The organism is Micromonospora noduli (assembly GCF_003264475.1).
Taxonomy (GTDB): Bacteria; Actinomycetota; Actinomycetes; order Mycobacteriales; family Micromonosporaceae; genus Micromonospora; species Micromonospora noduli.
Map to the genome: position 1 here is coordinate 225,467 of NZ_PYAC01000008.1, position 13,584 is coordinate 239,050.

Annotated in this window: 12 protein-coding genes; 4 read left to right on the forward strand and 8 right to left on the reverse strand. The window is 72.8% G+C overall.

Annotation, left to right across the window (positions count from 1 at the left end; translation table 11 throughout):
- Positions 1-61 precede the first annotated feature (61 nt).
- The 4 genes from MED15_RS11475 (at position 62) to MED15_RS11490 (ending at position 6,283) form a co-directional block, all read left to right on the forward strand.
- On the forward strand, positions 62-2,611 hold the full coding sequence (locus tag MED15_RS11475; protein ID WP_112735568.1) for a sensor histidine kinase: 2,550 nt from the start codon (positions 62-64) through the stop codon (positions 2,609-2,611).
- Positions 2,608-3,288, forward strand: coding sequence for a response regulator (locus MED15_RS11480; protein ID WP_091395066.1), 681 nt, complete (start codon positions 2,608-2,610; stop codon positions 3,286-3,288). The genes MED15_RS11475 and MED15_RS11480 overlap by 4 nt, the downstream gene beginning before the upstream one ends.
- Positions 3,289-3,390: 102 nt before the next feature.
- Entirely contained in the window at positions 3,391-5,406 is a 2,016-nt protein-coding gene (locus MED15_RS11485) for an FAD-dependent oxidoreductase (protein WP_244220434.1), read from the forward strand.
- Positions 5,407-5,527: 121 nt separating this feature from the next.
- Positions 5,528-6,283 carry a dienelactone hydrolase family protein gene (locus tag MED15_RS11490; RefSeq protein WP_112699587.1) on the forward strand — a complete coding sequence of 252 codons (756 nt, stop codon included), beginning with the start codon at positions 5,528-5,530 and terminating at the stop codon, positions 6,281-6,283.
- A gap of 16 nt (positions 6,284-6,299) precedes the next feature.
- Here MED15_RS11490 and MED15_RS11495 read toward each other — a convergent pair whose 3' ends face one another.
- The 8 genes from MED15_RS11495 to MED15_RS11530 all read right to left on the reverse strand — a co-directional run bounded on the left by MED15_RS11495 (position 6,300) and on the right by MED15_RS11530 (position 13,442).
- Positions 6,300-7,403 (reverse strand): L-dopachrome tautomerase-related protein, encoded by a 1,104-nt coding sequence (locus MED15_RS11495; protein WP_112603635.1) that lies wholly within the window; start codon positions 7,401-7,403, stop codon positions 6,300-6,302.
- A 100-nt stretch (positions 7,404-7,503) separates the two neighbouring features.
- The gene (locus MED15_RS11500) at positions 7,504-8,385 is read right to left on the reverse strand and encodes an SMP-30/gluconolactonase/LRE family protein (protein ID WP_112699588.1); all 882 of its coding nucleotides are present in this window, start codon (positions 8,383-8,385) and stop codon (positions 7,504-7,506) included.
- Between the two features lie 20 nt (positions 8,386-8,405).
- Positions 8,406-9,347, reverse strand: a complete 942-nt coding sequence (locus MED15_RS11505; protein WP_112581758.1) for a sugar kinase — start codon at positions 9,345-9,347, stop codon at positions 8,406-8,408.
- The gene (locus tag MED15_RS11510) at positions 9,344-9,964 is read right to left on the reverse strand and encodes a bifunctional 4-hydroxy-2-oxoglutarate aldolase/2-dehydro-3-deoxy-phosphogluconate aldolase (RefSeq protein ID WP_112699589.1); all 621 of its coding nucleotides are present in this window, start codon (positions 9,962-9,964) and stop codon (positions 9,344-9,346) included. Before MED15_RS11510 ends, MED15_RS11505 begins: the two co-directional genes overlap by 4 nt.
- A gap of 10 nt (positions 9,965-9,974) precedes the next feature.
- A complete protein-coding gene (locus tag MED15_RS11515) occupies positions 9,975-10,811 on the reverse strand; it encodes a hypothetical protein (protein ID WP_244220435.1) in 837 nt (278 codons plus the stop codon).
- Positions 10,808-11,953: a galactonate dehydratase gene (gene dgoD, locus MED15_RS11520; RefSeq protein WP_112699590.1), complete on the reverse strand. Its 1,146-nt coding sequence runs from the start codon at positions 11,951-11,953 to the stop codon at positions 10,808-10,810. The genes MED15_RS11515 and dgoD overlap by 4 nt, the downstream gene beginning before the upstream one ends.
- Positions 11,950-12,660: a FadR/GntR family transcriptional regulator gene (locus tag MED15_RS11525; protein WP_088951310.1), complete on the reverse strand. Its 711-nt coding sequence runs from the start codon at positions 12,658-12,660 to the stop codon at positions 11,950-11,952. The genes dgoD and MED15_RS11525 overlap by 4 nt, the downstream gene beginning before the upstream one ends.
- Before the next feature lie 35 nt (positions 12,661-12,695).
- A complete protein-coding gene (locus MED15_RS11530; protein ID WP_112725924.1) occupies positions 12,696-13,442 on the reverse strand; it encodes an SDR family NAD(P)-dependent oxidoreductase in 747 nt (248 codons plus the stop codon).
- Between the last annotated feature and the right edge of the window lie 142 nt (positions 13,443-13,584).

Consider the following 13,584-nt stretch of genomic DNA (forward strand, 5'->3'; position numbering starts at 1 on the left):
GGCGGGGCCGTGCCGACCGGCACGGCCCCGCCCGCCGATCTGAGCAGGGAGGATGGTCCCCGTGCCACGCGGAGAACTGCGCATCTATCTCGGGGCTGCCCCCGGCGTCGGCAAGACGTACGCCATGTTGGAGGAGGCCCAGCGGCGGGCCGCGCGCGGCACCGACGTGGTGATCGGTTTCGTGGAGACCCACGGCCGTCACCACACCGCCGCGATGCTCGGCGACCTGGAGCAGGTGCCCCGCCGGACCATGAACTACCGGGGCGCGGCGTTCACCGAGATGGACCTGGACGCGGTGCTGGCCCGCCGGCCACAGATCGCGGTGGTCGACGAGTTGGCGCACAGCAACGTGCCCGGTTCCCGGCACGACAAGCGCTGGCAGGACATCCAGGAGCTGCTCGACGCGGGGATCGACGTGCTGTCCACCGTCAACGTGCAGCACCTGGAGTCGGTGAACGACGTCGTCGCGCAGATCACCGGCACCACCCAGCGGGAGACCGTGCCGGACGAGATCGTCCGCGCCGCCGAGCAGGTCGAGCTGGTCGACATGACCCCGGAGGCGCTGCGTCGGCGGATGGCGCACGGCAACATCTACCGACCCGACAAGATCGACGCCGCGTTGGGCAACTACTTCCGGGTCGGCAACCTCACCGCGCTGCGCGAGCTGGCGCTGCTCTGGCTGGCCGACAAGGTCGACGAGCAACTCGACCGCTACCGCAGCCAGCAGGGGATCGCGGCCACCTGGGAGGCCCGGGAACGGGTGGTGGTCGCGCTGACCGGTGGCCCGGAGGGTGAGACGCTGATCCGTCGGGCGGCCCGGGTCGCGGCCCGCAGCAAGGGCGCCGACCTGCTCGCCGTGCACGTGGCCCGCAGCGACGGCCTGGCCGGTGCCGACCCGGCCCAGCTGGCCCGGCAACGAGTGCTGGTGGAGAGCCTGGGCGGCACGTACCACCAGGTGCTCGGCACCGACGTGCCGGCCGCGCTGCTGGACTTCGCCCAGGGCGTGAACGCCACCCAGTTGGTGCTGGGAGCCAGCCGGCGGGGTCGCCTCGCGCAGATCTTCGCCCGGGGCGTCGGGGTGACCACCACCGCGCTGTCCGGCTCGATCGACGTGCACCTGGTCACCCACAAGCAGGCCGGCAAGGGCCGCCGGGCGGCGGCGGTTCCGGCGGCGCTGTCCCGACGCCGCCGGCTGCTCGGCTTCGGCCTGGCGGTGCTGGGCATGCCGCTGCTCACAGTGCTGCTGAAGACCCTGCCCGACCTGACGTTGACAAACGACATCCTGCTGTTCCTCGCCGGGGTCGTCGGGGTCGCGCTGGTCGGCGGGGTGTGGCCGGCCCTGGTGGCCGCGCTCGGCGGCTCGCTGCTGCTCAACTGGTTCTTCACCCCGCCCTACCGCACGCTGACCATCGCGGAGGCCGACAACCTGCTCGCCCTGGCCGTCTTCGTCGCCGTGGCGCTGGCGGTGAGCTGGGTCGTCGACGTGGCCGCCCGGCGTACCCGGGAGGCCGCCCGCGCCACCGCCGACGCGCAGACCCTCGCCGCTCTCGCCGGTGGCGTGCTGCGCGGCGAACGACCACTTCCCGCACTGCTGGAACAGCTCCGGGAGACCTTCGGGCTGCGTGCGGTGAGCGTCCTGGAGCTGGCCGAGGACGCCAGCGGGCGCCCCGAACGGGCCCGCGAGGAGCACGCCTGGCGTGTCGCGGCCAGCGTCGGCGAGAGCCCGCCATGCACCCCCGAAGGTGGTGAGACGACGGTGCCGGTCGACGACCGGATCACCGTCGTGCTCTGTGGCCGACGGTTGGAGGCCGCCGACCGTCGGATCGTCGAGGCGTTCGCCGCCCAGGCCGCCGTCGCGCTGCGCCAGGAACGGCTCGCCGAGGAGGCCGCCACCGCCCGGCCCCTGGCCGCCGCCGACCGGATGCGCACCGCGCTGCTCGCTGCGGTCAGCCACGACCTGCGTACCCCGCTGGCGTCCGCGAAGGCCGCCGTGACCAGCCTGCGCAGCCACGACATCGAGTTCGACGAGTCCGACCGCGAGGAGCTGTTGGAGACCGCCGAGGAGTCGCTGGACCGTCTCGCCCGGCTGGTCGGCAACCTGCTGGACATGAGCCGGCTCCAGGCGGGCGTGTTGGGCATCTCGGCGACCGCGATCGGCCTGGAGGACGCCGTACCCCTGGCGTTGGACGAACTGGGCCCGGCGGCCGCGACCGTCGGCACGGACATTCCGGCCGACCTGCCGGCCGCCACCGCCGACCCCGGCCTGCTGGAACGGGTGCTGGTCAACATCGTCGCCAACGCGCTGCGGTACAGCCCGCCCGGTCAGCCGCCCACGATCACCGCGAGCGCCCACGCCGGCCAGGTCGAGCTGCGGGTGATCGACCGGGGTCCGGGCATCCCGGAGGACCAGTGGGAGCACGTCTTCCTGCCGTTCCAACGCCTCGGGGACCGGGACAACCAGACCGGTGTCGGTCTCGGTCTTGCCCTGTCCCGGGGGTTGGCCGAGGCGATGGGTGGCAGCATCACCCCGGAGACCACCCCCGGCGGTGGGCTCACCATGGTGCTGCGGTTGCCGGCCGCGCCGACCACCTCGGAGAGGCCGCAGGAATGACGCGCATCCTGGTCGTCGACGACGAACCGCAGATCCTGCGTGCCCTGCGGATCAACCTGCGGGCCCGCCGGTACGACGTGGACGTCGCCGGCACCGGGGCCGCCGCGTTGAAGGCCGCCGCCAGCCACCCGCCCGACCTGGTGGTGCTGGACCTCGGCCTGCCCGACATCGACGGCGTGGAGGTGATCCGGGGCCTGCGAGGGTGGACCACAGTGCCGATCATCGTGCTCTCCGGCCGGGCCGGCAGCGAGGACAAGGTCGCGGCGCTGGACGCGGGCGCTGACGACTACGTCACCAAGCCGTTCGGGGTGGAGGAGTTGCTGGCCCGCATCCGCGCGGTGACCCGCCGCCTCGGCGCGCCCAGCGACGCGGTGCCGGCCCTGCGGATCGGCCAGCACACAGTCGACCTGGCCGACCACAGCGTGCTGCGGGACGACGGCACCGAGGTAAAGCTGACCCCCACCCAGTGGAGCGTGCTGGAGAAGCTGCTGCGTCACCCCGGCAAGCTGGTCAGCCAACGTCAGCTCCTCCAGGACGTGTGGGGGCCGGAATACCAGAACGAGACGAACTACCTGCGGCAGTACCTGGCCCAGCTGCGGCGCAAGCTGGAGGACGACCCGGCCCGCCCCCGCCACCTCATCACCGAGCCGGGAATGGGTTACCGCTACCGGCCGTGAACCGTTGACACCCGCCGGCAGAGATTGAAGAATTTCTTTCGCAGCGGCAGCGGCGTGCTTCTGTAACCGTCCCCTTCACCGGTTACCCCTCGGGAGCTCGCCGTGTCAGTGCCCCTGCCCCTGTCCCGTCGTCGGCTGCTGGTCGCCGGCGGTGCCGGCCTCGTCCTGGCCGGTCTCACCGACCCGTTCCGGGCCGCCCCCGCCCGAGCCGCCGTCACCACCGCCGACCTGGTCGTCTACGGCGCCACCTCCGGCGGGCTGGCCGCCGCGATCACCATGCGCCGACTCGGCCGCACCGCCGTGGTGGTGGAGCCCACCGGCCACGTCGGCGGGTTGAGCACCGCCGGGCTGGGCGCCACCGACACCGGCGTCCAGGCGTCCATCGGCGGGCTGGCCGCCGAGTTCTACCGCCGGGTGTACGTGAAGTACCACGGCGGAACCCTCACGCCGACCTCGCCGCTGCGGATGACCTTCGAACCGCGCGTCGCCACCGCCGTCTTCGCCGAGATGCTGGCCGAGGCGGGCGTCCCGGTGGTCGTCGACGCCCGGCTGTCCGGCCTCGGCCGAACCGGGAACCGGATCACCGAGCTGCGCACCGAGGACGGGTCGATCTACCGGGGCGGGGTGTTCGTCGACGCCACCTACGAGGGCGATCTGCTGGCCATGGCCGGGGTGGGGTTCACCGTCGGGCGGGAGTCCAACGACACCTACGGCGAGACGATCAACGGGGTGCAGTCACGCAACACCCACCAGTTCGCCTACCCCGTCGACCCGTACGTGACTGCCGGCTCGCCCGCCAGCGGGCTGCTGCCGGGCATCTCCGCCACCCCGCTCCCCCCGCAGGGCAGCGGCGACGACAAGATCCAGGCGTACTGCTTCCGGATGTGCCTGACCCAGGCGGCCAACCGGATCCCGTTCGGCAAGCCGTCCGGTTACGACCCGGTCCGCTACGAGCTGCTGCTGCGGCACATCCAGGCCGGCTACACCGGGCCGTACTTCACCACCCACTCGGTCGGCGGCGGGAAGACCGACTCCAACAACAACGGCGCCGTGTCGACGGACAACATCGGCTTCAACTACGCGTACCCGACGGCGAGCTGGGCGACGCGGGAGAGCATCATCGCCGAGCACCGCACCTACCAGCAGGGGCTGATGTGGTTCCTGGCCAACGACCCCCGGCTGCCGGCGTCGGTCCGCGACTCGACGGCCCGGTGGGGGCTACCGGTGGACGAGTTCACCGGCACGGGCGGCTGGCCGCCGATGCTCTACATCCGCGAGGCACGCCGGATGATCTCCGCGTACGTGATGACCGAGGCCGACTGCCGGGGCCGGGTACGCGCCACCGACTCGGTGGGCCTGGCCAGCTACACGATGGACTCGCACAACTGTCAGCGGGTGGTCGTCGACGGCAGGGTGCGCAACGAGGGGGACGTGCAGATCGGCGTGCCGGCGCCGTACCCGGTGAGCTACCGCGCGATAGTGCCGCACCAGGCGCAGTGCGCGAACCTGCTGGTGCCGGTCTGCCTCTCGTCGAGCCACATCGCGTACGGCTCGATCCGGATGGAACCCGTGTTCATGATCCTCGGGCAGGCGGCGGCCACTGCGGCGTCCCTGGCGCTCGCCGGGAACCTCGCCGTGCAGGCCGTCTCCGTGCCCGCCCTCCAGACCCGGCTGCGCCAGGACGGCGCGGTGCTGGAGTGGGGCTCCACCAGCGAGGTGATCCTGGACAACGCCGCGTCCAGCGGGATCACCCGGGCCGGGACGTGGCTGCGCAGCACCAGCATCGGCGGCTACTACGGCCCGGACTACGAGCACGACGGCAACACCGCCAAGGGCGTCAACCGGCTGCGGTTCCGCCCTTCACTGCCCGCCTCCGGGTCGTGGACAGTGCAGTTGCGCTGGACCGCGGACCCGAACCGCGCGACGAACGTGCCGGTGGACATCGCGTACTCCGGGGGGTTGGTCACCCGGACTGTCAACCAGCGACAGTCCGGCGGCCAGTGGGTGCCGTTGGGCACCTATCAGTTCACTGCGGGCAGCGACGGAAGCGTGCTGATCCGCACCGAGGACACCGACGGCCACGTGGTCGCGGACGCGGTCCGCTTCGTCCGCGTCTGATCAGCGTCGGATCTGGGCCCGATCGACTTCTGGACGCCGCGTTCACGCGGCTGCCCGCCGGGGGTGCCGATACGGCGAGTAACGTTCCGAACGGACCAAGATCGGCGTACGAGGAGGCACGGTGCTGACGACGACGGTGGACATCCCGACCAGTGACGGAGTGGCGGACGCGAGTCTGACCCGACCGGATGGCGAGGGTCCGTTCCCGGCGGTGCTGCTCTTCATGGACGCCTTCGGGCCGCGCCCCCGCCTGGTCGAGATGGCCGAGCGGATCGCCGAACGGGGCTACCTGGTGCTGACGCCCCACCTGTTCTACCGGGCCGGCCGGGCACCGCTCTTCGACCTGTCCCGCCTCGGCGAGGCCGACCAGCGCGCCGCCCTCTTCGAGAAGATCATGCCGCTGGTCGGCGTGTTGACTCCCGACGTGATCAACCGGGACACCGCCGCGTTCCTCGACTTCCTGGCCACCCGCGACGACGTGCGGCCGGGGCCGGTTGCGATCACCGGTTACTGCATGGGCGGCACGAACGCGCTGCGGGCCATCGAGGCGCACCCGGACCGCATCGCCGCGGTGGCGAGCTTCCACGGCGGGCGGATCGTCACCGAGGCGCCGGACAGCCCACACCGGGGCGTCGCCTCGATCACCGGCGAGGTGTACTTCGGGCACGCCGACGCCGACCAGTCGATGACGCCCGAGCAGATCGCCACGCTGGAGAAGGCGCTCGACGCAGCGGGCGTGCGCTACCGCTCCGAGGTGTACACCGGGGCGCACCACGGCTACACCATGGCGGACACCCCGGCGTACGACGAGGAGGCCACCGAGCGTCACTGGGCCGCCCTGTTCGACCTCCTGGACCGCACCCTGCCCGTCAGCTGACGGGCGCGTCGGCCGCTCAGCGGCGCAGCAGCACCGGGCCGGCGTCGATGCGGGTGCGGAACAGCGCGTACGGCTTGCGCCGCAGGTCCTTTCCCCGCTGGTACTGCGGCTGCCGGTGCAGTTGGTTGGCGGTGACGTAGAGGTACCCGTCGGTGGCCACCGACATGGTGTCCGGCCAGAGCAGTCGTGGGTCGTGCACCAGCGTCTCGTACTCGCCGTCGGGCAGTCGACGCAGCACCGCGTTGTGCTCGTACGAGGTGAGGTAGAGCCGTCCGGCGTCGTCGCTCTCCAACCCGTCCGAGGCGGTGCCCCGGTCGCCCTCGTCGACCACTGTGGCGGCGACCGCCTCCTGGGTGACGCCCGGGTCGGCCAGCGCCTCGGTGGACACGCTGTGCAGGCGCCGGGAGGCCAGCGGGCAGTAGTAGAGCCGATCGCCGTCGGCGGAGATGGCGATGCCGTCGGAGCCCATGCTCACCGGCTTCGGCGGGCCGTCGGCCGGCCGTTCGAGGAACGGTCGGCCCTCGACCACCGGCCGGAACGACGTCAGCGGCTCCGCCTTGGTGGACGGGTGGTCGTGCAGCCGCCGCCAGGAGGCCCCGCTGGCCAGGTCCACCACGATGATCCCGTTCGGCCCGGAGTCGGCGGAGTCGGTGATGTACGCGACCCCCGCCTCGCCCCGCCGCAGGTCGAAGCGGACGTCGTTGAGGTACGTCGTCGGCAGCGCCACGTCCACCGGGAAGGTGATCACCTGGGCGACCGTGTCGGTGTCCAGGTCGATCCGGACCAGCTTGGGGCCGCCCGGCTTGGTGGGCTGGAACATCGGGCTGCCGGTGTCCAGCACCCAGAGTCGGTCGGCGGGGTCCACCACGATGCTCTGCACCGAGACGAACGCGCCCGCGTCGTCGTCGCCGGACGGGTCGTTCCAGGCCTGGTCGGGGTAGGGCATCTCCCGGCCGTCGCGCAGCTCGACGACGGTGGCCGGCACCTCGTCGCCCCACTTCGGGAAGTTGACAAAGATCCGGCCCCGGTGCGAGACGCTCACACCGGTCGGCATCGGGCCGGTGAAGGTGTGCACCAGCTCCAGCTCGCCCATCGGCTCGTCGCCGACCGGCCCGTTCATGACGTCCGCCCCACGGTGCTCATCGGCTCGCTCCCTACCGGTCGGCTGTTACGGCGCTTTGGTGCGGTTGTTCCCGCCCTGGCGTCCGATATGCCTCCGATCAGCTCGCTGGTGCGCCGGCCCGCGCGGCGGGCAGGCCGGGCACCGGGACGTCCACCGCGAGCAGCGCGCCGTCCTGCGGGCCCGCCGAGTCAAGCCCCACCCGGGCGGTGCCGATGAAGAGTCGCCGCAGGTCGGGGCCGCCCAGGCAGATGCCGGCCGGCTGCTTGGCCGGCAGCCGGATCTCCCGGTCGAGGGTGCCGTCGGGCCGGTAGCGGCGTACCGCCGAACCGCCCCACAACGCGATCCAGAGGTGGTCGGCCGCGTCCAGCGTCATGCCGTCCGGGCCGCCGTCGGCGGGGGACAACCGCAGGAACGGCTCCCGCCCGCGCAGGTCACCGGTGGCGGGGTCGACGGTGAACCGGTCGATCTCGCCGCGCGGGGTGTCGGCCAGGTACATGGTGGTGCCGGTCGCGTCGAACGCCGGCCCGTTCGGGATGGTCAGCCCGGTCACCGCGGGGACCGGCTCGGCGCCCGGGGTGAGGCGGAACAGCGTGCCTCCGCCGGGCACCATCGCGTACGTCATGCTGCCGGCCCAGAAGCGGCCGTGCGGGTCGGCGACCGCGTCGTTCATCCGGGTCGGCTCGGGGGCCTCGGCGACCAGCTCGGCGACCGGGCGGGGGTCGCCGGTGGCGGGCAGCACCGTGACGCCGGTCCCGGCGGCGGCCAGCCAGTCGCCGGGTCGGTCGGCCACCGGGGCGACAGCGCCGAGCGGCACGTCCAGGCGGCGTAGCTCCCGCAGCGGGGTGGGGGCGTCGCCGTCGGTTTCCAACAGTCGCCCGGCCAGCAGGTCGACGAGGACCAGCCGGTCGTCGACCCAGCGCAGGCCCTCACCCAACTCCAGCCGGTCGGTGCTCCAGACGGTCGGCTCGGTCAGCTCCATGGTGCTCCTCCAAAAGATCGTCAGCGGACCGTACCGCCGGGGCCGTGGTCGAGCAGCGCCAGCTCGGCCCGGTCGGGCAGGCCCTCCCAGTCGCCCCGGCTGGCGACCGCGAACGCGCCGGTGGTGACGGCCCGGTCCAGTCGGGCCGACGCGTCGACGCCGTCGAGCCAGCCGGAGAGCAGCCCGGCGACGAAGGCGTCGCCCGCGCCGACGGTGTCCACCACCGGCACCGTCCGGGCTGGACGGTGGATGGTGCCGGTCGCGCTGTGGCTGGTTGCTCCGTCGGCGCCGTGCTTGACCACGACCTCGGTGACGCCGGCCGAGAGTAGCGCCGGGGCCGGGTCGGTCGCGTCGGTGAGCACCGCCAACTCGTCGTCGGAGGCGATCACCAGGTCGATCGAGGGCAGCAGCGGGCGCAACGCGGCGGCGGCCTCGGTGAGGGACCAGAGCCGGTTGCGGTGGTTGACGTCCAGGCAGATCGTGCTGCCGGCGACGCGGGCGCGCCGTACGGCTTCCACCACCGCCTGGTACGGCTCGACGCCGAGCGCGCAGGTGATGCCGGTGACGTGCAGCAGCCGGGGTGGCGGCCCGGGCGCGTCGAAGGCCCGGGTCACGTCGGCCGGGCCCAGCCGGGAGCCGGCCGAGAAGGAGCGGTGGTAGGTGACCCGGTTGATGTCCGCGACACGATTCTCGAAGAGGATCAGGCCGGTGGGGGCGGCCGTGTCGACCCGGGACCAGGTCAGGTCGACACCCTCGGCGCGCAGCGTGCGGCGGACCAGCTCGCCGGGCTCGTCGGCGCCGGTGACGCCGACCCAGGCCGCCCGGTGGCCGAGCCGGGCCACGCCGATCGCCACGTTCGACTCGGACCCGGCGACGGAGATGCCGGCGGTACCGCCCAGTCGCAGTGGGCCGGTGGTGCGGAACGCCGCCATCGTCTCGCCGAGCGTGAGCAGGTCGGTCATGGCCGGACCGCCGCGAGGAAGGCCGCGGCGCGCTCGCGCAGCGCCGCCGTGTCGCCGCCTCGGACGGCGTCGCCGAGCAGCGGGGAACCGACGCCGACAGCTGTCGCACCCCGTTCGAGGTAGCGCCGAGCACCGTCCGCGTCGACACCACCGACCGGCACGAACGCGGTACCGGGGAACGGGTCCCGTAGAGCGCCGAGGTAGTCGGGCCCGCCGAGCGAGGCCGGGAAGAGCTTGATCGCGGTGGCCCCGCCGTCGTTGGCCTGCACCACTTCGGTGGGGGTGAGGGCGCCGGCGAGCACCGGCAGCCCGAGCCGGCCGCCCTCGGCGAGGCTCGCCGCGATGGCCGGGGTGACCAGGAAACCGGCGCCCGCGTCGGCCGCCGCGCGGGCGTCCTCGACGCTGAGCACGGTGCCGGCACCCAAGGCGAAGTCGGGCCCGAGGGCAGCTCGGGCGCGGCGGATGACGCCGAGCGCGTCGGCGCTGGTCATCGAAACCTCGACCACTGCGACGCCGCTCTCGGCCACTGTGAGTACGGCGGTCAGCGCGGCGTCCGGGTCCGGGCCGCGCACAATGGCCAACAGCCGGTGGGTACGCAGCTCGTCGAGCAGGTTCATCACGGTGTCCTCAGTGGTTGCGGTGGGCGGAGATGGTGAGTCGCCAGGTGACCTGGCCGGTGGGCGGGACGACCGCCGCGTCGGAGGGGCCGGCGTCGGCCAGGTCGAAGGCCGCGCCGAGCATCGGTTCGATGCCGACGCTGCGGTAGGGGCCGTTCGCCGGCCAGCCGCCCAGGTTGCGCCAGAGCGCGGTGCTGCGGGGCTGGTCGGCGCACTCCAGCTCCAGAGTCAGCCGGTCGGCTCCGTCGATCACCTGGACCCGGGCGCAGTCGAGCAGCACCGCGCCGAGCGCGGTCCCGTCGTCCGGCCCGAACATGTCCACTGTCAGCCCGGCCGGGGCCGGCCACGGCCCGGTCAACCACGGGTCGCCGGTGGGCCAGCTGCCCGGTGGCAGGAGCGCGGCGGCTTCCGGGTGCAGCCGGGTCGGGGTGCCGGCGGGCGCGTCGAGGCGGGCGGCGGGGGAGAGGTCGAGCAGGGCGTGCGCGGCCCAGACGAACCGGTACCCGGGGTCGGCGGCCAACCGGTAGTCGGCCACCACCACGCCGCCTTCGTCGGTGATCCGGCGGCTCAGGGTGAACGTCGGCCGCTCGATCACCAGCGTGCCCGGGCCGGCGCTGTGCCACGGCCGCGACCACACCTCGCCGTGGTCGGGCTCGCCGCGCACGGTGGGCAGGCACTCCTCCAGGCCACCGGCGTCGACGAACGCGTCGTCGGGGCGTACCTCGTGCCGGCCGGGTTCCGGGCCACGCCACAGCCACTCCCGGCCGCCACCGCGCAGACTCGTCCACCGACCGCCGTGCGCCGCGTCGTACGCCACCCGCAGGGCCACCGGCCGCGCACCGGTCACCACTCGGCGAAGGACCCGTCGGCGTGCTGCCAGACCGGGTTGCGCCAGGCGTGTGGGGTCTGGGCGGCCTTGCGGACCGCCACCTCGTCGACAGTGATGCCCAGACCGGGCCGGTCGAGGCGGGCAATGTGCCCGTCCACGAACCGGAACGGCTCCGGGTCGACCAGGTAGTCCAGCAACTCCGAGCCGGCGTTGTAGTGGATGCCGATGCTCTGCTCCTGGATCAGGAAGTTCGGCGTCGCGAAGGCCACCTGGAGGCTGGCCGCCAGGGAGATCGGGCCGAGCGGGCAGTGCGGGGCGAGCAGCGCGCCGTACGTCTCGGCCAGCGCGGCGATCCGGCGGACCTCGGAGATCCCACCGGCGTGCGACAGGTCCGGTTGAACCACGGCGACCCCGGCCTGCAACGGGCCGAGGAACTCGGACCGACCGTAGAGCCGTTCGCCGGTGGCCACCGGGATCGGCGTACTGGCGACGATGTCGCGCAGGTGGTGAGCCTGATCGGGCAGGACCGGCTCCTCCACGAAGAACGGGCGCAGGGCGGCCAGTTCGGGCAGGATCCGGCGTACGGCGGCCATTCCGGCGCGACCGTGGAAGTCCACAGCGATGTCCCGGTCGGGGCCGAGCACCTCGCGGGCGGCGGCCACCCGGCCGATGACCGCGTCCACTTCGGCCGTTGTGGGAATCGGCGAGAGCCGCCCGCAGGCGTTCATCTTGACCCCGGTCAGGCCGGCGGCGACCTGCGCGGCGGCGGCTTCGGCCACCTCGCCGGGTTCGTCCCCGCCGATCCACGAGTAGATCCGTACCCGGTCGCGTACGTGCCCGCCTAGCAGCGCGTGCACCGGCGCGCCGTACGCCTGCCCGGCGATGTCCCAGAGCGCCTGGTCGAGGCCGGCGACCGCGCTGGAGAGGATCGGGCCGCCCCGGTAGAAGCCGCCCTTGGTGAGCACCTGCCAGTGCTGCTCGATGCGCAGGGGGTCCGCACCGATCAGATATTCGGAGAGCACCTCGACCGCGCTGCGCACCACCTCGGCGCGGCCCTCGACCACCGGCTCACCCCACCCGACCAGCCCGTCGTCGGTCTCCACCCGGCAGAACAACCACCGTGGCGCGACCAGGAAGGTCTCGATCCGCTCGATCTTCACTGACTGCCCCTTCGTCCCCGTGCCTTCTCGACGTCGCGGACGGCCTTGTCCAGCAACTCACGCATGGCGGTCTCGGCCGCCGTCTCGTCCCGTTCGCGCAGCCCGTCGACGACCGCACGGTGGCTGGGCACCGGGTCGTCGTGCGCGTCACCGCCGTGCACCAGCCGGTCCCGTTCGGCGAGCCCGGTCTCCATCACCACCTCCATCCGCTCCAGCAGCTCGTTGTGGGTGGCGGCGAGCAGCGCGCGGTGGAAGGCGAGGTCGGCGGCGATGGCGGCGGCGGGATCACCGATGGCGTCCGTCATCTCGGCGAGTGCCTGATCGAGGGCGGCCAGGTCGTCTTCGGTCGCACGGGTGGCGGCCAGCCGTGCGGCGGCGGGCTCGATGATGGCGCGTACCTCGTGCAGCTTTTCGAGCAGGCGCTCGTCGGGGCCCTCGGCGAACTGCCAGCGGATCACGTCACCGTCGAGCAGGTTCCAGTCCGCGCGGGGCCGCACGAAGGTGCCGCGCTTCTGCCGGGCGTCGACGATGCCCTTCGCGGAGAGGACCTTCAGCGCCTCGCGGAGCGCCGTCAGGCTGACGCCGAACTCCTCCTGCAACGCGACGATGTTCAGGGTCGCGCCGACAGCGATCTCGCCGGTGAGGATGCGACGGGCGATCGCTTCGACGGTCTGCCCGTGGACGCCGCGGCGTGCGTACTGTGCCAATGCTCCTGGCCTTTTCGCTGGTCGGTATCGATCTCTCAGGCCGAGGCTTTCACCGCTGTCCAGCCACCGTCCACCACGAGGCTCGCGCCGGTGACGTAGGCGGCGTCCGGCGAGGCGAGGAAGGCGACAGTGGCGGCCACCTCGTCCGGTGTGCCGAAGCGCTTCGCGACGGTCTCCGCGATGCTGCGCTGGCGGTCCTCTTCGGACACGTCGGCCCAGGCGGCGGTGAGGATCGGCCCGGGCAGCACTGTGTTGACCCGGACCTGCGGGCCGTACTCGACGGCGAGTTGGCGGCCGAGCGCGACCAGGCCGCCCTTGGCTGCGGCGTACGCGGGCCGGCCGGGCAACCCGACCAGCGCGTGCACCGAGGAGATCAGCACCACCGCGCCCGAGCGTGCCCGCAGGTCGTCCAGGCAGGCGCGGACGCCGAGGAACGAGCCGGTGAGGCTGACGCCGAGCTGGTGGTCCCAGGACTCTCGGCTGGTCTCGTGCGCCGGGGCGACCCGCACGGCGTACGCGGTGCTGACCAGGATGTCGACCGGGCCGAGGCGGTCCCGTACGGCGCTCACGGCGGCCGCCCAGTCGGCCTCGTCGCTGACATCGCCCACTACGGACAGTGCGCGGTCGCCCCGTGCGGTCAGTTCCTCGGCCAGTGGGGCCGGGTCGGCCACGTCGAGTAGCGCGACCGCTGCCCCCTCGGCGGCGAGTCGCCGGGCGATGGCCGTGCCGATCCCACCCATCGCACCGGTGACCAGCGCGTTCTTGCCCTCAAGCCGACGCATAGGCTGATCCACCTGACCCTCGCCTTGGTCTCGTCTAATCATTAATTACGAAGATATCTTGACAGTCGGCGACGGCCGATGCAACCTTCTCGTCACAGCATTCACATGGACGACACATCGCGTGGTGACGCTGAGTGTCGTA